The organism is Bacteroides sp. MSK.18.37, assembly GCF_019129155.2.
Taxonomy (GTDB): domain Bacteria; phylum Bacteroidota; class Bacteroidia; order Bacteroidales; family Bacteroidaceae; genus Bacteroides; species Bacteroides ovatus.
In genome coordinates, this window is record NZ_JAHOIB020000001.1 from 3,213,349 (window position 1) to 3,233,388 (window position 20,040).

The 20,040-nt window shown below is 43.4% G+C and carries 11 protein-coding genes; 3 read left to right on the top strand and 8 right to left on the bottom strand.

The annotated features are described in order from the left end of the window. Window positions 1-114: 114 nt before the first annotated feature. The 3 genes from KSX81_RS12805 to KSX81_RS12815 are packed head-to-tail and all read left to right on the top strand — an operon-like array spanning window position 115 to window position 7,805. Window positions 115-2,979: an alpha-xylosidase BoGH31A gene (locus KSX81_RS12805; protein WP_004298432.1), complete on the top strand. Its 2,865-nt coding sequence runs from the start codon at window positions 115-117 to the stop codon at window positions 2,977-2,979. Between the two features lie 19 nt (window positions 2,980-2,998). Then, window positions 2,999-5,554, top strand: coding sequence for a beta-galactosidase BoGH2A (locus KSX81_RS12810; protein WP_004298430.1), 2,556 nt, complete (start codon window positions 2,999-3,001; stop codon window positions 5,552-5,554). Between the two features lie 22 nt (window positions 5,555-5,576). After that, entirely contained in the window at window positions 5,577-7,805 is a 2,229-nt protein-coding gene (locus KSX81_RS12815; RefSeq protein WP_004322983.1) for a glycoside hydrolase family 3 C-terminal domain-containing protein, read from the top strand. A 155-nt stretch (window positions 7,806-7,960) separates the two neighbouring features. Here KSX81_RS12815 and KSX81_RS12820 read toward each other — a convergent pair whose 3' ends face one another. The 8 genes from KSX81_RS12820 to KSX81_RS12855 form a co-directional block, all read right to left on the bottom strand. Further along, entirely contained in the window at window positions 7,961-9,538 is a 1,578-nt protein-coding gene (locus tag KSX81_RS12820) for a S41 family peptidase (RefSeq protein ID WP_004322984.1), read from the bottom strand. 37 nt (window positions 9,539-9,575) lie between these two features. Next, complete coding sequence (gene coaD, locus KSX81_RS12825; RefSeq protein WP_004298426.1) at window positions 9,576-10,034, bottom strand: pantetheine-phosphate adenylyltransferase; 459 nt, start codon at window positions 10,032-10,034, stop codon at window positions 9,576-9,578. Then, on the bottom strand, window positions 10,031-11,908 hold the full coding sequence (locus KSX81_RS12830) for a DNA topoisomerase IV subunit B (RefSeq protein WP_004298424.1): 1,878 nt from the start codon (window positions 11,906-11,908) through the stop codon (window positions 10,031-10,033). The genes coaD and KSX81_RS12830 overlap by 4 nt, the downstream gene beginning before the upstream one ends. A 10-nt stretch (window positions 11,909-11,918) precedes the next feature. Beyond that, window positions 11,919-13,055 (bottom strand): GNAT family N-acetyltransferase, encoded by a 1,137-nt coding sequence (locus KSX81_RS12835; RefSeq protein WP_004298422.1) that lies wholly within the window; start codon window positions 13,053-13,055, stop codon window positions 11,919-11,921. A 177-nt stretch (window positions 13,056-13,232) separates the two neighbouring features. Further along, window positions 13,233-15,152 carry a sialate O-acetylesterase gene (locus KSX81_RS12840; RefSeq protein WP_004322985.1) on the bottom strand — a complete coding sequence of 640 codons (1,920 nt, stop codon included), beginning with the start codon at window positions 15,150-15,152 and terminating at the stop codon, window positions 13,233-13,235. A gap of 18 nt (window positions 15,153-15,170) precedes the next feature. Continuing rightward, window positions 15,171-15,950, bottom strand: coding sequence for a DUF5040 domain-containing protein (locus KSX81_RS12845; protein ID WP_004298414.1), 780 nt, complete (start codon window positions 15,948-15,950; stop codon window positions 15,171-15,173). 2 nt (window positions 15,951-15,952) lie between these two features. Beyond that, complete coding sequence (locus KSX81_RS12850) at window positions 15,953-18,685, bottom strand: alpha-L-rhamnosidase (RefSeq protein WP_004322986.1); 2,733 nt, start codon at window positions 18,683-18,685, stop codon at window positions 15,953-15,955. After that, window positions 18,645-20,039, bottom strand: a complete 1,395-nt coding sequence (locus KSX81_RS12855; RefSeq protein ID WP_004322987.1) for an MFS transporter — start codon at window positions 20,037-20,039, stop codon at window positions 18,645-18,647. The genes KSX81_RS12850 and KSX81_RS12855 overlap by 41 nt, the downstream gene beginning before the upstream one ends. Between the last annotated feature and the right edge of the window lies 1 nt (window position 20,040).

The following is a 20,040-nucleotide window of genomic DNA, read 5'->3' on the forward strand; positions in this document are numbered from 1 at the left end:
TCCGGTCACTGTTTAAAAGTTCCCCTTCTATAAAACATTAGAAGGGGAGCTTTTCATTTATAGTACTTACTTTTGCGATATGAGAAAATATATTGTTGAACCCTAAAGGTAGGTATGATTATGAATATGAAAAACATTTTCTATTGCCTGTTGCCGGGACTTCTTTTGGGAGCATGTTCCAATAAGGTCTACGAGAAGACAGGTGATAGTGTGATAGTCAAAGTACAACACAAAGAAACAGGAGGTCCCCGTTTGGTTCGCCTTCAGGTGATGGGAGATAAGTTAATTCACGTTTCTGCCACTGCCGACAGCAAGTTTGCCGATCCGCAAAGTCTGATTGTTGTTCCGCAGAAAAAACAAACATCTTTTGCCGTCGTGCAGAATGGCGATACGATTACAGTGTCTACTGAAGAAGTGAAAGCATCTGTATTGGCTAGTACCGGAGAGGTGTGGTTTACGGATAAAAACGGAGAGTTAATCCTGCAGGAGAATAAGGGAGGAGGAAAGACATTTACTCCGATAGAAGTGGAAGGAACGAAAGGATATACGGTCTGTCAGGTTTTTGAATCTCCCGAAGATGAAGCGTTTTACGGATTAGGCCAGCATCAGGCGGATGAATTTAATTATAAGGGTAAGAACGAAGAACTGTTCCAGTATAATACGAAAGTTTCTGTTCCGTTTGTTGTTTCGAATAAAAACTATGGTATACTGCTGGATAGTTATTCCTTCTGTCGTTTCGGTAATCCGAATGATTACTCCCAGTTGAATCGTATCTTTAAACTTTATGATAAGACAGGCCAGGAAGGGGCGCTAACCGGTACTTATGTGCCGAAAAAAGGAGAAACTCTGGTCCGCCGGGAAGACTCCATCTATTTCGAGAATCTGAAAACGATTGAGAATCTTCCGAAGAAACTGCCGTTAATGGGGGCTAAAGTCACTTATGAAGGAGAGATAGAACCTGCTCAAACGGGAGAGTTCAAGTTTATTCTTTATTATGCGGGATATGTTAAGGTCTATTTGAACAATGAGCCGGTAGTGCCGGAACGTTGGCGGACTGCATGGAATCCTAATAGTTATAAGTTTGCAGCTCATTTGGAAGCAGGAAAGCGTGTGCCGTTGAAAATCGAGTGGCAGCCTGATGGCGGACAGTCTTATTGCGGACTGCGTGCATTGACACCTGTTAATCCGGAAGAACAGGGGAAGCAGTCGTGGTGGAGTGAAATGACCAAGCAGCTCGATTATTATTTTATGGCTGGTGAGAATATGGACGACGTGATTAGCGGTTATCGTTCGCTGACCGGAAAGTCTCCCGTTATGCCGAAATGGGCAATGGGTTTCTGGCAAAGTCGTGAGAAGTATAATACACAGGAGGAAATGTTGGGAGCACTGAAAGGTTTCCGTGATCGTAAAATCCCATTGGATAATATCGTACTGGATTGGAATCATTGGCCGGAGAATGCCTGGGGAAGTCATGAGTTTGATAAAGCTCGTTTTCCGGACCCGAAAGCAATGGTTGATTCCATCCATGCTATGCATGCCCGTATGATGATCTCGGTATGGCCTAAGTTTTATGTTACTACCGAACATTTCAAGGAGTTCGACGAGAATGGGTGGATGTATCAGCAGTCTGTTAAAGATAGTTTGAAAGATTGGGTAGGTCCCGGTTACCATTATGGTTTTTATGATGCGTATGATCCCGATGCACGGAAACTGTTCTGGAAACAGATGTATGAGCACTATTATCCGTTGGGTATCGATGCTTGGTGGATGGATGCCAGCGAACCGAATGTACGTGACTGTACCGACTTGGAATATCGGAAAGCTTTGTGCGGACCTACAGCGTTGGGTTCCTCTACGGAATTTTTCAATGCGTATGCACTGATGAATGCAGAAGCCATTTATGACGGTCAGCGCGGAGTAGATAATAACAAACGGGTGTTCTTATTAACCCGTTCGGGATTTGCCGGATTACAGCGTTATTCCACGGCTACATGGAGTGGGGATATCGGTACACGTTGGGAGGACATGAAGGCACAGATTTCTGCCGGATTGAATTTTGCCATGAGTGGAATACCTTACTGGACAATGGATATTGGCGGTTTTTGTGTAGAGAATCGTTATGTGGCCGGACAGAAACAATGGAACGCGACAAAGACGGAAAATGCTGATTATAAAGAATGGCGTGAGCTGAATACCCGCTGGTATCAATTCGGTGCGTTTGTTCCTTTATATCGTGCACACGGACAATACCCTTTCCGTGAAATATGGGAGATTGCGCCGGAAGGGCATCCTGCTTATCAGTCGGTTGTATATTATACTAAGTTACGTTATAATATGATGCCGTATATTTATTCGCTGGCAGGTATGACTTGGTTTGATGATTATACAATCATGCGTCCCTTGGTAATGGATTTCACAGCGGATGCTGAAGTGAATGATATTGGTGACCAGTTTATGTTCGGTCCTTCGTTTATGGTATCTCCGGTTTATCGCTATGGTGACCGCAGTCGTGAAATTTATTTCCCTCAAGCAGAGGGCTGGTATGATTTCTATTCCGGCAAATTCCAGGCTGGAGGAGAGAGAAAAGTAATAGAAGCTCCTTATGAGCGTATTCCGTTGTATGTGCGTGCAGGCGCTATCATTCCGTTCGGAGATGATATTCAGTATACGGATGAAAAACCGGCGGAGCACATCCGTTTGTATATTTATCAGGGAGCGGATGGGGAGTTTACGTTATACGAAGATGAAGGTGTGAATTATAACTATGAACAAGGGATGTATGCCATGATACCGATGAAGTATGATGAGGCTACCAAGACTTTAGTGATTGGTGAGCGTCAGGGGGAGTTCCCGGGTATGCTGAAGGAGCGTACTTTCACGGTAGTTACGGTGAATAAGGAGAAAGCCCAACCGTTTGATTTGAACGCGAAAGGGGTGACTGTGAAGTATAATGGCAGCGAGCAGACATTGAAACTGTAAGCTGAATGATAATCCGTTGATGATGATTGGTAAACTAAAATATTTGATGCTGGGGGGCTGCCTTATACTGGGGAGCTGCCTGGCATTGGGAGGCTGTCTGATGTTATTAGGAGCATGTAGCAGTTCTTCCCTTGTATCTCCGCGGGAGCGATCCGACTTTAATGCAGACTGGCGTTTTCATTTGGGAGACGGGCTGCAAGCGGCACAACCTGGTTTTGCCGACAATGACTGGCGTGTACTGGATTTGCCCCACGACTGGGCGATTGAAGGAGACTTCAGTCAGGAAAATCCTTCCGGTACAGGAGGAGGGGCACTTCCGGGAGGAGTCGGTTGGTATCGCAAAACTTTTAGTGTAGACAAAGCGGATGCAGGAAAGATATTTCGCATTGAGTTTGACGGAGTATATATGAACTCGGAGGTATTTATCAATGGTGTTTCATTGGGAGTACGTCCTTATGGATATATTAGTTTCAGCTATGACCTGACTCCTTATCTGAAATGGGATGAACCGAATGTGCTGGCTGTACGTGTGGATAATGCGGAGCAACCTAATTCACGGTGGTATTCAGGTTGTGGCATTTACCGGAATGTGTGGCTAAGCAAGACCGGCCCAATACATGTGGGTGGATGGGGAACGTATGTAACAACCTCGTCAGTTGACGAAAAACAGGCTGTACTGAATCTCGCTACTACCCTTGTGAATGAAAGTGATACGAACGAAAATGTTACTGTCTGTTCTTCCTTGCAGGATGCTGAAGGCAGAGAAGTTGCTGAAACCCGGTCGAGTGGGGAAGCGGAAGCCGGTAAGGAAGTTGTTTTTACCCAGCAACTGACTGTAAAGCAACCTCAACTGTGGGATATTGATACTCCTTATCTGTATACACTGGTTACCAAAGTGATGCGAAACGAAGAATGTATGGATAGGTATACTACTCCTGTCGGTATTCGCACATTTAGTTTGGATGCCCGGAAAGGATTCACGTTGAATGGCAGGCAGACAAAAATTAATGGTGTGTGTATGCATCATGACCTGGGCTGTTTGGGAGCGGCAGTCAACACACGTGCCATTGAACGGCACTTGCAAATTCTGAAAGAAATGGGGTGTAACGGCATACGTTGTTCCCATAATCCTCCCGCACCCGAACTGCTTGATCTTTGTGACCGTATGGGATTTATCGTGATGGATGAGGCTTTTGATATGTGGCGGAAGAAAAAAACGGCACATGATTATGCCCGTTACTTCAATGAATGGCACGAGCGCGATTTGAATGACTTTATTTTGCGTGACCGTAATCATCCTTCTGTCTTTATGTGGAGTATCGGTAATGAAGTCCTCGAACAATGGAGTGATGCCAAAGCGGATACGTTGAGTCTGGAAGAGGCCAATCTGATCTTAAATTTCGGACATTCTTCTGAAATGTTAGCCAAAGAAGGAGAGGAGAGTGTCAACTCTTTGCTGACGAAAAAATTGGTAAGCTTTGTAAAAGGGCTTGATCCTACCCGTCCTGTCACTGCCGGATGCAATGAACCGAATTCCGGCAATCATTTATTCCGTTCCGGCGTACTGGATGTGATTGGCTATAATTATCATAACAAGGATATTCCCAATGTTCCGGCTAATTTCCCGGACAAGCCGTTTATCATTACTGAAAGCAATTCAGCGTTGATGACTCGCGGATATTACCGTATGCCCAGCGACCGGATGTTTATCTGGCCCAAGCGTTGGGACAAATCCTTTGCCGATTCCACATTTGCCTGTTCATCTTATGAAAACTGTCATGTGCCTTGGGGAAACACTCATGAGGAAAGCTTGAAATTAGTCAGGGACAACGACTTTATCAGCGGGCAATATGTATGGACGGGATTTGATTATATCGGGGAACCGACTCCTTACGGATGGCCTGCGCGTAGTTCGTACTTTGGTATTGTAGATCTGGCTGGTTTCCCGAAAGATGTCTACTATTTGTATCAGTCGGAATGGACGGATAAGCAGGTGTTGCACCTTTTCCCGCACTGGAACTGGACTCCGGGACAGGAGATTGATATGTGGTGCTACTATAATCAGGCTGATGAAGTGGAACTGTTTGTGAATGGAAAGTCGCAAGGAGTGAAGCGTAAAGACCTTGATAATCTGCATGTAGCTTGGCGTGTGAAGTTTGAACCGGGAACGGTGAAGGTCATTGCACGAGAGAGTGGTAAGGTAGTGGCGGAAAAGGAAATCTGCACAGCCGGAAAACCCGCAGAGATTCGTCTGACTCCTGATCGTTCTATTCTGACTGCTGATGGAAAAGATTTGTGTTTTGTCACTGTGGAGGTGTTGGATGAGAAAGGAAATCTTTGCCCTGATGCTGACAATCTAGTGAATTTCACAGTACAAGGTAATGGCTTTATCGCAGGGGTAGACAACGGAAACCCGGTATCGATGGAACGCTTTAAGGATGAAAAGAGGAAAGCATTTTATGGAAAATGCCTTGTTGTCATTCAGAACGATGGAAAACCGGGAAAAGCAAAGCTGACGGCTACTTCAGAGGGACTTCGGCAAGCTGTACTAAAGATTTCGGCAGAGGAATTGTAAACTGTAAATGATTATTGGAATAATGAAGACATTTTTATTGACTATATGTTTCCTGTCTGTTCAGACAGGTATGGTGGCGATTGCTCAAGACAAAGAACAAACACCGGTGTATCTGGATGATACACAACCGATAGAGGTTAGGGTACAGGATGCGTTGAACCGTATGACTGTGGAGGAGAAAACTCGTCTTAGTTATGCACAAGGGAAGTTTAGCTCCCCTGGCTGTCCCCGTTTGGGTATTCCTGAACTTTGGATGAGTGACGGACCTCACGGCGTACGTGCCGAAATTAATTGGAATGATTGGGGATATGCCGGATGGACGAACGATAGTTGCACAGCCTTTCCTGCACTGACCTGTCTGGCAGCTAGCTGGAATCCGCTATTAGCAGCGAAATATGGATATGCTATCGGTGAAGAAGCCCGTTATCGTGAAAAGGATGTTTTGTTGGGACCGGGTGTGAATATCTATCGTACTCCGCTCAACGGGCGTAACTTTGAATATATGGGGGAAGACCCTTATTTAGCCTCGGAGCTTTGTGTACCTTATATTCAGGGAGTGCAGAAGAATGGAGTAGCCGCCTGCGTAAAACATTACGCACTGAACAATCAGGAATTATGGCGGGGACATATCGATGTGCAGCTAAGTGACCGTGCATTGTATGAGATATATCTGCCTGCCTTTAAGGCTGCTGTGGAAAGAGGGAAGGCTTGGTCTATTATGGGAGCGTACAATAAGGTGCGCGGAACTCATGCTACTCATCATAAACTGCTGAATAATGATATATTGAAGGGAGAATGGAATTTCGACGGTTGTGTCATAACAGATTGGGGAGCTGCGCATGATACCTATGAAGCTGCCATGTATGGCTTGGATATTGAAATGGGATCTTATACGAATGGTTTGACTTCAGAATCGGAATTCGGTTATGACGATTATTACTTGGGTAAGTCTTATCTGAAAATGGTTCGGGAAGGTAAGATTCCGATGGAAGTAGTGAATGATAAGGCTGCCCGTGTGTTGCGTCTGATTTTCCGTACAGCCATGAATCGCAGGAAACCGTTCGGGGCACTGACTAGTGAAGAGCACTATCGTACGGCTTATGAGATTGCAACAGAGGGTATTGTCCTGTTGAAAAATGGAACCGGTAAGAAACAACCTGCCTTATTGCCTGTACCTCAAGGAAAATACAAACGTATTTTAGTGGTGGGAGATAATGCTACCCGTAATTTGATGTTAGGTGGTGGCTCTTCAGAGTTGAAAGTTCAGAAAGTGATTTCATCACTGGACGGTATAAAGGCCAAATTTGGTGACGGTGTGGTTTATGCACAAGGTTACACAAGCGGTCGCCCGATGTATGGACGGGCGGATGTTATTCCGCAGGTTACTGTGGATTCTTTGCGTAATGATGCGGTGGAAAAGGCGATGAATTCGGATTTGGTGATTTTTGTAGGCGGACTAAATAAGAATCATTTTCAGGACTGTGAGGGTGGAGACCGTTTATCATACGAACTTCCTTTTGCGCAGAATGAGTTGATAGAAGCCTTGTTGAAGGTAAATAAAAATCTGGTAGCAGTGATTGTCAGCGGAAATGCGGTGGAAATGCCTTGGGTAAAGGAGATTCCTTCTATTGTCCAGTCGTGGTATTTAGGCTCTGTTGGTGGGGAGGCGCTGGCTGATGTGTTGAGTGGAGAGGTGACTCCCAGTGGTAAACTTCCTTTCTCTTATCCGGTGAAACTGGAGGATTGTCCGGCTCATTTCTTTGGGGAAATCAGTTATCCGGGCGATAGCATCCGTCAAGAATATAAAGAAGATATTCTGGTTGGCTATCGTTGGTATGATACGAAGAAGGTGCAGCCACTTTTTCCTTTTGGTTATGGCATGAGTTATACTACCTTTGAGTATAGTAAACCTGTAATATCGGCTCAAACAATGAATACTGATGGCAGTATAGATGTTTCTGTAAAGGTTAAGAATACAGGAAAAGTAGCAGGGAAAGAGATTATCCAACTATACATTGGTGATGAGGAGTGTAGTGTCCTGCGTCCGGTTAAGGAATTGAAAGATTTTCGGAAGGTACAACTTCTTCCGAATGAAGAAAAAGAGGTGAAGTTTACAATCAAACCGGAAGCATTGCAATTCTTTGATGATAAACAGCGTACTTGGGTGGCAGAACCTGGAAAATTCAAGGCATACATTGCCGCCTCTTCTTCTGATATTCGCGGTACGGTGACATTCGAATATATTCAATAATAAAGTTAACGGGTTGATACACAACGCTTAGTGGACATATAGATACAGAGTGGTGGATATATATACTCACCATCATGTATCTATATGTCCACTATGATGAGTATGTATGTCCACCAAACTGAAAGACGATGTTTTATGATTGTTTATTGAATACCCTATTTCAGTTTCTTCTGATATTCATCCGAATTCAATATTTCCAGTGCTTTTTGTATACTCTCATTCGTGGTATTCATTACCCGGAAATATTCGTTCATATCCCAAAGGTCACGGGCTATCAATGCTTTGAGCTGGGTCTTGATAAGAGGGAGCGATTTCTGATATTGCTCTTCATTGAACTTCACTCCTTCTTTCTCTCCGATTTCTTTTAGATTGGCGAGCATGTCATCATCGACTACGAATTTCTCATCAAACGATTCGAACTTCTTGTATTTGTTTGCCAACTCTTTCCGGTGTCCTTCGATAAACTGCATGGTGAATTTAATCACGGCTCCTTTGGCTACCAGATTACGGTGATAATTCGTATAAAGAGTAGTGTCGATAGGTACGAAATAATCCGGCATGATACCACCTCCACCATAGACGGTACGTCCGAGTTTCTTGGTTTGTACTTTCAGCGAATCCGGGAAATGAATACTGTCAGCATTCATCAGTTCACCGTGGTTGAAACGTTCTATCAAATCCTTGTTGTAATCAACAGTACTGTCGTACGGTTTTTGGATGGAACGACCCGATGGAGTATAATAGCGTGCAATAGTCAAACGAATCATGGAACCGTCCGGCAGGTCGATAGGACGTTGCACCAATCCTTTGCCGAAAGAGCGGCGTCCTACAATAATTCCTCTGTCCCAATCCTGTACTGCGCCACTGACGATTTCACTGGCAGAGGCTGTGTACTCATCCACCAGAATGATAAGACGTCCATTACGGAAATCTCCATTCCCTTTGGCATAGAAATCACTGCGTTTGGCAGTCCGGCCTTCGGTATATACGATTAGCTCCTTTTGTCCCAGGAATTCGTTAGCAAGGTCAATGGCTGCATTGAGATAACCACCTCCGTTTCCTTGCAGGTCGAGAATCATATCCTTCATACCTTGCTTCTGAAGACTTGTCATTGCTTTTTTGAATTCTTCGGCAGTGGTTGCTCCAAAACGGTTGATGCGGATATAACCCGTTTTAGGTTGAATCATATAGGAGGCATCGAGGCTAAGGATAGGTATCTTGTCTCTTTTCACTGTAAACAATAAAGGGTCTTGCACGCCACGACGAACGATTGTTAGATTGACTTTCGAACCTTTCGGACCACGAAGGCGCTTCATAATATCTTCCGTACTCATTTTCACTCCGGCAATGGCGCTGTCATTGACCGCAACGATACGGTCACCGGCAAGGATGCCGACTTTCTCGGAAGGTCCGTTGCTGACAGGTTGCACCACCAACAGGGTGTCTTCTATCATCTGGAATTGCACTCCGATACCCTCGAAGTTACCTTGAAGTGGTTCGTTCATCTTCTTCACTTCCTCTGCATCCGAATAAGTAGAGTGCGGATCAAGTTGTGCCAGCATTTTGATGATGGCTTCTTCTACCAACTTGTCTTCATCTACTTTGTCCACATAGAAATTGGAGATTGCAAACTCTGCCATTTGTAACTTTCGCATGGCTTCGGAACCGAAGTTCTGGGCTTGTATGGCAACTGCCCACAAGCAAACGGATAGTATAATCGTTAGTTTCTTCATCATCTTTTCTGACTCATCGCCTATTCCCTAACGAGTGTTATTCACTCATTTTCATTCCTTTGGGAATAAACTGGCTGATATCTTTATTATAGGTTAATAACTCGCGTACAATTGTAGAGCTGACGCAAGTCAGTTCCGGTTCTGTGAAGAGCAGGATGGTTTCAATCCCTGCCAGTTTGCGGTTAATGTCTGCAATGGTCTCTTCATACTCGAAATCCTTCACCGTACGGATACCGCGGACAATGAACCTGGCCTCTACTTCCTGCGCAAAATCAATTGTCAGACAGTCATAGGACATCACCTGGATGCGAGGTTCGTCTTTATAAAGTTCCCGAATCATTTCTTCTCTTTTCTCAATGGGGAAGTAGGTATTCTTGTTCTCATTGATACCGATTCCTATCACGATTTCGTCCATAAAGGTAAGTGCACGTTCCACTACCGAGTAATGTCCGATGGTGAAAGGGTCGAAAGTACCCGGGAATATTGCTTTTCTCATGATGCCAAGTCTTCTTCTATAACCAGATTGTCTATAATAAAGTTCTGTCGTTCCATGGTATTTTTGCCCATGTAGAATTCGAGTAGTTCTTTTACCGCATCCGTTTTGCGCAGTGTCACCTGCTCCAGACGCATATCTTTACCAATGAAATGTTTGAACTCATCCGGTGAGATTTCTCCCAAACCTTTAAATCGGGTGATCTCTGGATTCGGTCCTAGTTCATTGATAGCATTGATGCGTTCTTCCTCGCTGTAGCAGTAATTTGTCTTTTTCTTGTTGCGTACACGGAACAAAGGCGTCTGCAGGATATATACATGTCCTTTCTTGATGAGATCAGGGAAGAATTGCAGGAAGAAAGTAATCAGCAACAGGCGGATGTGCATACCGTCCACATCGGCATCGGTTGCTACGATTACTTTGTTGTAGCGTAATCCTTCAATACCATCTTCTATATTCAGGGCTGCTTGAAGCAGGTTGAATTCCTCGTTCTCGTAAACCACTTTTTTGGTCAGTCCGAAAGAGTTCAATGGTTTACCACGGAGACTGAATACAGCTTGGGTGTTGACATCACGACTTTTGGTGATGGAACCGCTTGCAGAGTCTCCCTCGGTGATAAAGATGCAGGAGTCTTCCTCCAGTCCTTTGCCTTTCGGGTCGTTGAGGTGTATGCGGCAGTCACGCAATTTGCGGTTGTGCAGGTTGGCTTTCTTGGCACGTTCACGGGCAAGTTTCGTTACCCCTGCAATGGCTTTACGCTCCTTTTCAGATTCTTGTATCTTTTGTTGAATTACTTCGGCTATGTCCGCATTCTTGTGCAGGAAGTTGTCCACTTCCTGTTTGATAAAGTCGCCTACATACTTATTGACCGTTACGCCACCGGGAACCATATTGGTAGAACCCAGTTTAGTTTTCGTCTGACTTTCGAAGATCGGTTCTTCCACATTGACGGCAATGGCGGCAACCAATCCGTTACGGATATCGGTGTAGTCCATGTTCTTGTTGAAGAACTCTTTGATGGTACGGGCAATGTGTTCTTTGAAGGCACTTTGATGCGTACCACCTTGGGTAGTATGCTGACCGTTGACGAAAGAATAATATTCTTCTCCGTATTGTCCGGTATGCGTGAAGGCGATTTCGATGTCTTCCCCTTTCAGGTGGATGATCGGGTAAAGCCCGGTTGCCGTCATGTTGTCGTTCAAAAGGTCTACCAGACCGTTGCGCGACAAGATACGGTGTCCGTTATAGATGATAGCAAGCCCCGTATTGAGATACGTGTAGTTACGTAGCATTGTCTCAATAAATTCGGGCTTGAAACAGTAATTCAGAAATAGTGTATTATCCGGTTCAAAGAAGATGTAAGTTCCGTTTTCTTCTTCGGTATTCTTTGTCTCATCGGTCAGTAAGTTTCCTTTTGAGAAAGTGGCGATACGCACTTTGCCGTCGCGGTAACTGCGTACCTCGAAACGGGAGCTTAAAGCGTTGACGGCTTTCACACCGACACCATTCAGTCCGACACTTTTCTTAAATGCCTTGCTGTCGTATTTACCACCGGTATTCAGCATGCTGACAGCCTCGATGAGTTTTCCCTGTGGGATGCCTCGTCCGTAGTCGCGTACACTGACACGAAGGTTTTCTTCAACGGTAATCTCGATTTTCTTACCGGCTTGCATTTTGAACTCGTCAATACTGTTGTCAATTACTTCTTTCAGGAGGACATAGATTCCATCTTCGGCATGTGCACCGTCGCCCAGCCTTCCGATATACATACCGGGGCGTGTGCGTACATGTTCCATGTCACTCAAGTGGCGGATGTTGTCGTCAGTGTACTCTACTGCATTGTTGTTGTCTACAGGTATCAATTCGTTCTCTTCCATAGCTGTTTTTTTATTTTATCTCTTTGATGAACGCACGGCGGCGCTTATGTTGTTGAGTCTCAAAGTAATCCCATTGTGCCTGAACTTTTCCATTCAGTTCCAGTTCGGGGTTGCTTTCCGCAAAGATAAAACCTAATTTTTGATAAACTGGAATTAAATCGGAAAATAACAAAGCGTTAACACCTTTATTTTGATATTCCGGTTTCACTGCAACGAGTAGCAGATCAAGCATTTTGGCACGACGTTTCATGAATAATGCCTTTAACAGATAGAACCATCCGAGCGGCAACAGACGTCCGTTTGATTTCTGTAAAGCTTCAGCGAGAGATGGCATAGAGATACCTACACAGACTAGTTCATCATTGGCATCAGTAATCAGTGTAACCATCCGTAAGTCAAGGATCGGCAGATACATTTTCACGTATTGGTCGATTTGCCGCTGTGTCAGCGGAGAATAACCATAAAGTGGACTATATGCTTCGTTCATCAGTTCGAAAATCTTCTGTCCATAGTCTTTGGCTATCTTTCTTCCGGAAGTATATTTCTTTATCTTAAGGTTGTATTTTCGTTGGATCAGTTCGGAGATACGCTTATGTTTGTCGGGAATAGCATCCGGTATGTAGATTTTGTATTCCACCCAGTCGGCATCTTTCTCGAAGCCTAGTTTTTCCATGTGTACCGGATAGTACGGGTAGTTGTAGATAGTGGCCATGGTGCTAAGCTGGTCGAATCCTTCGATCAGCATTCCTTCCGCATCGAAATCAGTAAATCCGAGAGGACCGGCAATATGAGTCATACCCCGTTCTTTTCCCCATTCTTCCACTGTTTTGATAAGTGCGGATGATACTTCGGGATCGTCGATGAAGTCTATCCATCCGAAACGAACGTTTTTACATTCCCACTTCTTGTTCGCCTGGTTATTGATAATTGCAGCTACACGTCCTACTATTTTATCGTCCCGATATGCGAGGAAATAATCAGCTTCACAGAATTCGAATGCTGCATTTTTCTTCTTGTTGAAGGTGTTGAGCATGTCGTCATAGAGGTCAGGCACAGAGTAAGGGTTGCCCTTGTACATTCTGTAATTGAAACGGATAAATTTCTTAAGTTCTCTCTTTGTGGAGACTTTCTTGATTGTAATAGCCATATCTCGTATTTATGATTTGAGGAAGCAAAGATACGTGATAATCTTTAAATTACAACGCGCCGGAAAGAGAAAATATAGTCTCTGGACGATTAGGGAGTGGACTGTAAATATGAAAAATACCGGAAATGATGATCATACATTCATTGCCGGTATTCTTTTTCTGTTTTTGTAGGCCGTTTATTGGCTGATGTGTCCTTCGAAAGGCGAGGCAGGCAAACCGGCTGCGTTGTATAAGTTAGCATCATCGGGATTATCTCCCCAAGCATATCGTACAGAGACCGGTTGCTGTATTTCCTTATTCCATACTATTACTTTATTGTTTTCGATTTTAGCCTGTGCCCATTGGTATTTTCCATCTGCGCCGGCAATGGCGAATCCTGATAAATAGCCATATTTATTACGAGCTACTAGTTGCTCGTCACAAGCGTTAAAGGTGACCTCCAGTGCATCTCCGATTCTTTTTACCGACTGGAATATCGGGCCGGTGCAAACAATAGAGTTATATCCGTAATCATTGTGGAGAGCATGCAAAGCAAGTCGTTTACCTACATCTTGTTTGTTGCGGGGATGTATGTCATTTTCTTCACCGATGTCTATAATGACGGCCTGTCCTGTATGTGGTAAGGCCAGTGTCTTCGACTGTGTATCCCGCAGGTTTGCCCAATGACTTTCAGAGGGCTGCTTGGCCGGAGACATGAAGTTTGCTAATTGAACCCAATAAAATGGGAATTCGTTATTCCATCTACTTCTCCAGTCTGTAATTAAAGCCGGAAATAAATCAATGTATTCGTTGGCGCGGGCGGCATTGTTTTCTCCCTGATACCAGATTACCCCTTTCATCCCCAAACCTACCAGTGGATGAATCATTGCGTTGAACAGCAAAGAAGGAAAAGCGTTAGGACCATATTCTACATAATCATATTGTGCACTCGATACTGCAACTTTATACTTCCAATTATCACACAAAGGGAAAATTCGGTTGTTGACTTTCAGGTATACTTCATCTTTAGGACCATATAGACCGCCTCCTCCACGATAGTCGGATATTTTAATAGTGATGGTATTCTGTTCCTTTAATACTTCTGCCGGGATCTTGTATAGACGTTTCAGGTCATATCCTACCGTTCGTCCTACTTCATGTCCGTTAACCCAGGTAATGTCATCGTCATCGATAGTACCGAGACTCAATTCTGCATCCTGTCCTAAACAGTTGACCGGTATGGAAAACTGATAAGTAAACCATACAACTCCATCTATACCGGATAATTCCTCATTTGACCATAATGACGGAACAATATGTTCCTTCCAGTTTTCTGTAGAGGTGTTTTCTAAATACCATTTCTCTTTTTCTCCCGGTTCGTTTATGATGGCTTGTTCGAATTCCTTTTTGACTTTGTCACTGTGTTTGATGTATTCTTCGAATTCAGAAGAGCGCATACGGGCTAATGATTTTTCATATTTCGGAAAATGCTCTATCACTTCCATGCTCATCCAGGTTTCGATGTCCGTACCACCCCATGAGGAGTTGATGAATCCGATAGGAATATTGAGTTTTTGGTATAATTCACGTGCAAAGAAATAGCCGACAGCTGAAAAATCAGAAGCGGAGGCGGGTGAACATACTTCCCATTTACCTTTTAAGTCGGTTTTAGGAGTGTGCCCCATTTCTTGAATTACGTTGAATGAACGGATTTGAGGGTAATTGGCAGCTGCGACTTCTTCGGTAGCATGATTAGCGCTACGCAGACGAAACTCCATATTTGACTGTCCGCTACAAATCCATACTTCACCGATTAAAATATCTGTAAATGATAAAGTCTGCTTGAGGCTTTTTACATTTAGAGTATACGGTCCACCGGCTTGCATAGGGGGCAGGCTGACTGACCATTTCCCATTTTTATCGGTTCGGGTACTCTTTTGAGCATTTCCTAATGTTACGCTAATTCGCTCACCGGCACTGGCAGTTCCCCATATATTGATTGGCTTCTCACGTTGCAGCACCATGTGGTCTGAAAAGAAAGAAGGTACGGAAAGCTGTGCCATTATTTGTGATAGGACAAATAACAAGCAAACTGTTAATGATAGAAGTTTTTTCATCCGATGAGTATTTGGTGATTATTCATTAATATATTCTTTGGGAAGCAATATCTTACGAAGCGTATCGGCAAAGATTGCAGCCATGCGCTGTTGAATAAATGAATGTTCTCCATGTGGCGGATGCCATCCAAATATTTCTCCATGAGTCTCTTGTGAATCCCCAGTGTAAATTAGGCTATATTGTTTTCCTGTAACCGGATGTTTCTGGTTTTTGGAGAATCCGATGTATCTGTCGAATTCTACTACCGGGAATCCCCATTTTTCTGCCAGTTTTCGGACCGAAGTGTTGAATATCGGACGACTGTCATGCCAATGAGTACATAAGACAATAGAAGCAGGTTTCCCATAAGGAGTGTTGTAATATCTAGATTTTGGATTGAATTTCTGGTTATAACAGTCTGATATGTAGCGCTTGATGACATAATCATAGCAAACGGCATAGTCGGAAGCATCAAAAGGAGTTTTATAATCCTTGTAGTTCTCTTTTAAGTTTGCTTCGTTATATACGTCTTTTTCATGTACTTGCATCAAGACAAATACATCAATGTTATCGAACTCTTCCGGGGTATAGAGAGTACCGTCCAGCATTTTATTTGCAGTGTGAGCAATAGATTCTGCACTTACAGCCCGATTGATGGGGATGGCGTGAAGGGCACGACATCCCATTTCAAACCACTTATTGTTAGGTTCGGCAAAAGATGCTCCGGATAATAAAATGGTATAAGTGTCTTTATTTTGGGCTATTCCTGCTAAAGCGAGCAGGCAAATGAATGTGAATAAGGTGATTCTTTTGTACATAGTTATCGTTGATTGATTAATTGGTGAATAAAATCAAGTTCAAGTGAATGTTTTCCGGCTTGTAAAGTTATAGATTTTTGGGGTTCTGGCATTGTAAAAGGAACAAATGTTGCAGAAGTGCCTGCCGGAATATCGATTGTATAACGGATGCAGTCATTAGTTTGACGAACCCAGTTGATATTTAACCAGCCATAGGGAGTATTATAGCGTATGGTAAGTTCATTCATGTCTGCCGGAAAGAAAGGTTTTAGCAAAATATGCTTGAATCCGGGATGTTTTTCATCTATCTGAATTCCTCCCAGTCCTTTGTATAGCCATGCTCCTATTTCTCCGAACATAATATGGTTATATGAGTTGTCGATAACGACATCTGTCCGCCAATTTTCATGTAGAGTTGTAGCACCTTGTTTGATCCAGTACCCCCAGGAAGGATAGGTGTCTTGTGATGCGACTTTGTAAGCTGTTTCCGCATATCCGTTATCTGACAGGGCGGAAAGTAGGGCCTTGCTTCCTAATAAACCGACGTCCAGATGATAATCGTCTTTTTCTACCAATTCATGTAGTCTGGCAGCAACTTTCTTTTTATCTTCTTCCGGAACGATTCCCCAGTATAATGGCATGGCAAGTTCTGTCTGTGTTCCCCCTGCATATATTCCTGTTTCCTTATTGAGAAAACTGGTGTTGATAGCTTCTTTTATTTTTTGTGCCAGCGTGTTATAATAGGAGGCATCTTCGGCATATCCGAAAAGTCTGGCTGCTTTGGCTAGAATACAGACGTCCGTATAATAATAGATAGAGGAAGTCAAGGTTATATTGCTTTTTGAGCGTACAGGTACCCAGTCGCCCAGTCCCCAGTCTGTAAGATGATTGGTTGATATGGATTCTATATAGGAGACATATTTTTTGATTGGTCCGTACATGCGGCGGAGTAATGTGGTATCTCCGTAAAATCGATAAATTTCCCAAGGGATAATGGCGACAGCACTCGTCCAGTCGACCCCGTTGGCCCAATCATAGCCCCATACAGAAGTTGGGATGATACATGGGAGGATTCCGTTGTCTTTTTGTTCATCACAAAAGTCGTTCATCCATTTCTCATATATAGAGATACCATCGAAATTGTATAATCCTGTTTCTATGGCAATATGTGCGTCTCCTGTCCAGCCATTTTTTTCCCGTTGAGGGCAGTCAGTCGGGTAACCGAACAAGTTGGCTAAATAGGAACTGTTAGTGGCTTTCCATATTTTGTTTAGCAGATCGGATGACGAAGACCAGTAGCCGATGGCCGGAACATCACTGTGCATTTCTACTGCAATAAGATTTTCGTCGGATAATTGAATAGGGGCAGATGATGAGACTTCTACAAACTGAAAACCTTTGTAGTTGAATTTGGGCATGAATCTATCTTGCTTTCCGCTAAGTATGACGATGTCTGTTTGAAAAGGATCGCTGTCGTCTGTCGGCCGGTAGTGATAATCTATATTTGCCATGTTTACTATACCGTTTTTGTCTAAAAGTTCCCCATGTTTCAGGCGCAGTTTTGTTCCTTTTTTCCCTTTCACTTTTAGCTCGGTAACACCTGCAATGTTTTTGGGGAAATGATAGACGTAGCAGCTGTCATTTATTTTTTTGCATTGAGTTGCTGTATAGCGGGCCGTTTCACGAATCGGATGCATAACTTGTGATTTGATCGTTTCCGTAGGCGATTCGGTTTCTTGTGCATGATACCATCCGGTAGCGTTGAATCCGGGGGAGTCCCAGCCTGCTAATTCTTTCTGTGCATCATAATGCTCGGCTGTATAGATGCTGTTGAAAATAACCGGGCTGTCAGTTGTTTGCCAGGCTGAGTCAGTACCCAGATATTCTGTTGTTCCATCTGTGTAACGCAGATGGAGTTGTGCTGTGAATTTAGGGCGGTTTCTCCATGAAGCCTTGTCGAAAAACCATACTGCTGTGGATTGATGATTATACCAGCCGTTCCCCAGTTGTACTCCTATTACATTTTCACCCATAGATAGTAATGACGTAACATCATGAGTGACTGATAGTATACGTTTGTTGAAATGTGTATACATAGGGTCTAGGAAATGATTTCCTGCCCGTTGCCCGTTGACAGAGAGCTCATGCAGGCCTGCCGATGCAATAGTGAGTAAGGCTTGCTCGATTGTTTTGTCTAATTGGAAGCTCTTTCTATAATAGGGTGCCGGACGGTATGTGATGTCATGTTTGTCAGTAATCCATTTCCCTTTCCAGTTGTCGGATGATAAACATCCTGTTGTGAAGGAGGATATAGGGGAAAATGTAGTTTTCTGTTTGGAAGAGGTTTGATAGCCTATTTTCCAATAATACGTTGTATATGAATCTAATGGTTGTCCATCATAGGAGACTCTTATGGGAGCTCCTATGATGGATTTGTTCCAATAACCGGACTGTCTGCCTGATAATTGAGTACTGTCTGTTGATAGCCATATTTCAACTCTGTTGATACTATCTTCCTCTAGCAGCGGAAGTTTCCAGGAGAGTCTGGGAGTTTGAGTATCTACTCCTACAGGAACGGGTATATTCTCACATTTTAATTCAAATGGCGTTTTTAGCTCTTGAGGTGCACATGAGAATAGGGTTGTACCCAATAGTAAATACAAATAGGACCGAATTGAAATATGAGCCATATTGGTTAGTTGGTTAGTGATGAATTTACTTTTTTCTTCTCTCTTCGAGTTCTGTTGATATTTCATATAATCTTTTTTCATTTAACGGATAACGTGAAATGAAGAATGCTGATAGCATGGTGGCAATTGCCGGGAAGATACTCATCATCATACAAATGCCGGTTTGAGCAAAGTCGGATTGGATTACATTTGCTTTGAAACCGAAATAGGCCAGTAGCCATCCGGTCAAAGCACCTCCGATTGTCCAACCGAACTTTTGAGACATGGACGAAGAAGAGAATATCAGGCCGGTTGCCCGTCTTCCGGTTTTCCATTCGGAATAGTCTGATATATCTGCATACATAGACCATAATAAAGGAGAAATAATACCCGCACAGATACTTATTAAGACCTGTAAACAAAGAATTCCCCAGATAAAATCTTTAGGAAGGAAGTAGAATAAAACACTTAGAATGGTAGCGCCAACCATTGCTACAAAATAAGTTTTCTTTTTACCGATTCTTTTGGTGAGTGATGGCACAAACATGATTCCGAGGATATTGGCGGCTTGTCCTAATACCAAGTAGATCGTGATTAGAGTAATGGCACTATTCATGAATGAGAAAGAGAATGTATCGGAGCTGTCTACATAATATTTGAAATAGAATACAGCAGAACCGTCACGAAGAGAATTGAACACTAATGCCATGATTCCTGCGCATAAAAGAATCCACCAGGGTTTGTTTCTGCCCAGATCTTTCAGATCTTCTTTCAGTGATCCTTTTTCTTCTTTTATGGGCTGCACTCTTTCTTTTGTCCATAGAAAAGTTAATAAGAACATTCCACTAGCCATAATCGCAAATACGACTGCAGCCATCTGCCAGCCGAAAGCGATGTCAGGTATATTTTCCGTTATCTTCATTTTACTGAATATATCAACCAGTGGCTCAATGAGGAATAGTACCAGAATACTTCCTCCAAAAGCAAATGTCATGCGGTAGGAGGAGAACTCTGTGCGTACTTGTGGATTGGCGGACATTACTCCTAATAGAGATGCGTACGGAACATTGATTAATGAATATACCATCATCATAAGGGTATATGTGGCATAGGCAAATATTATTTTGGTAGTCATGTTATCTCCAAAAGATGAGAAGGTCAGTATACCACAGATGCCGAATGGTATGGCTACCCATAGTAGGTAGGGGCGAAATTTACCCCAGCGTGAGCTTGTCCGGTCGCCTAATATTCCGACAAACGGATCGAGGAAAGTGTCCCAAATGCGTGTGATAAGGAACATTGTTCCTACCACTGCCGAAGGGATACCTACCACGTCTGTGTAGAAGAATAGCAGATACATTGTGAATAACTTCCAAAACATGGAAGAAGCAGCATCTCCTAATCCATACCCGATTTTTTCTCTTAGTTTTATGTTTTCCATG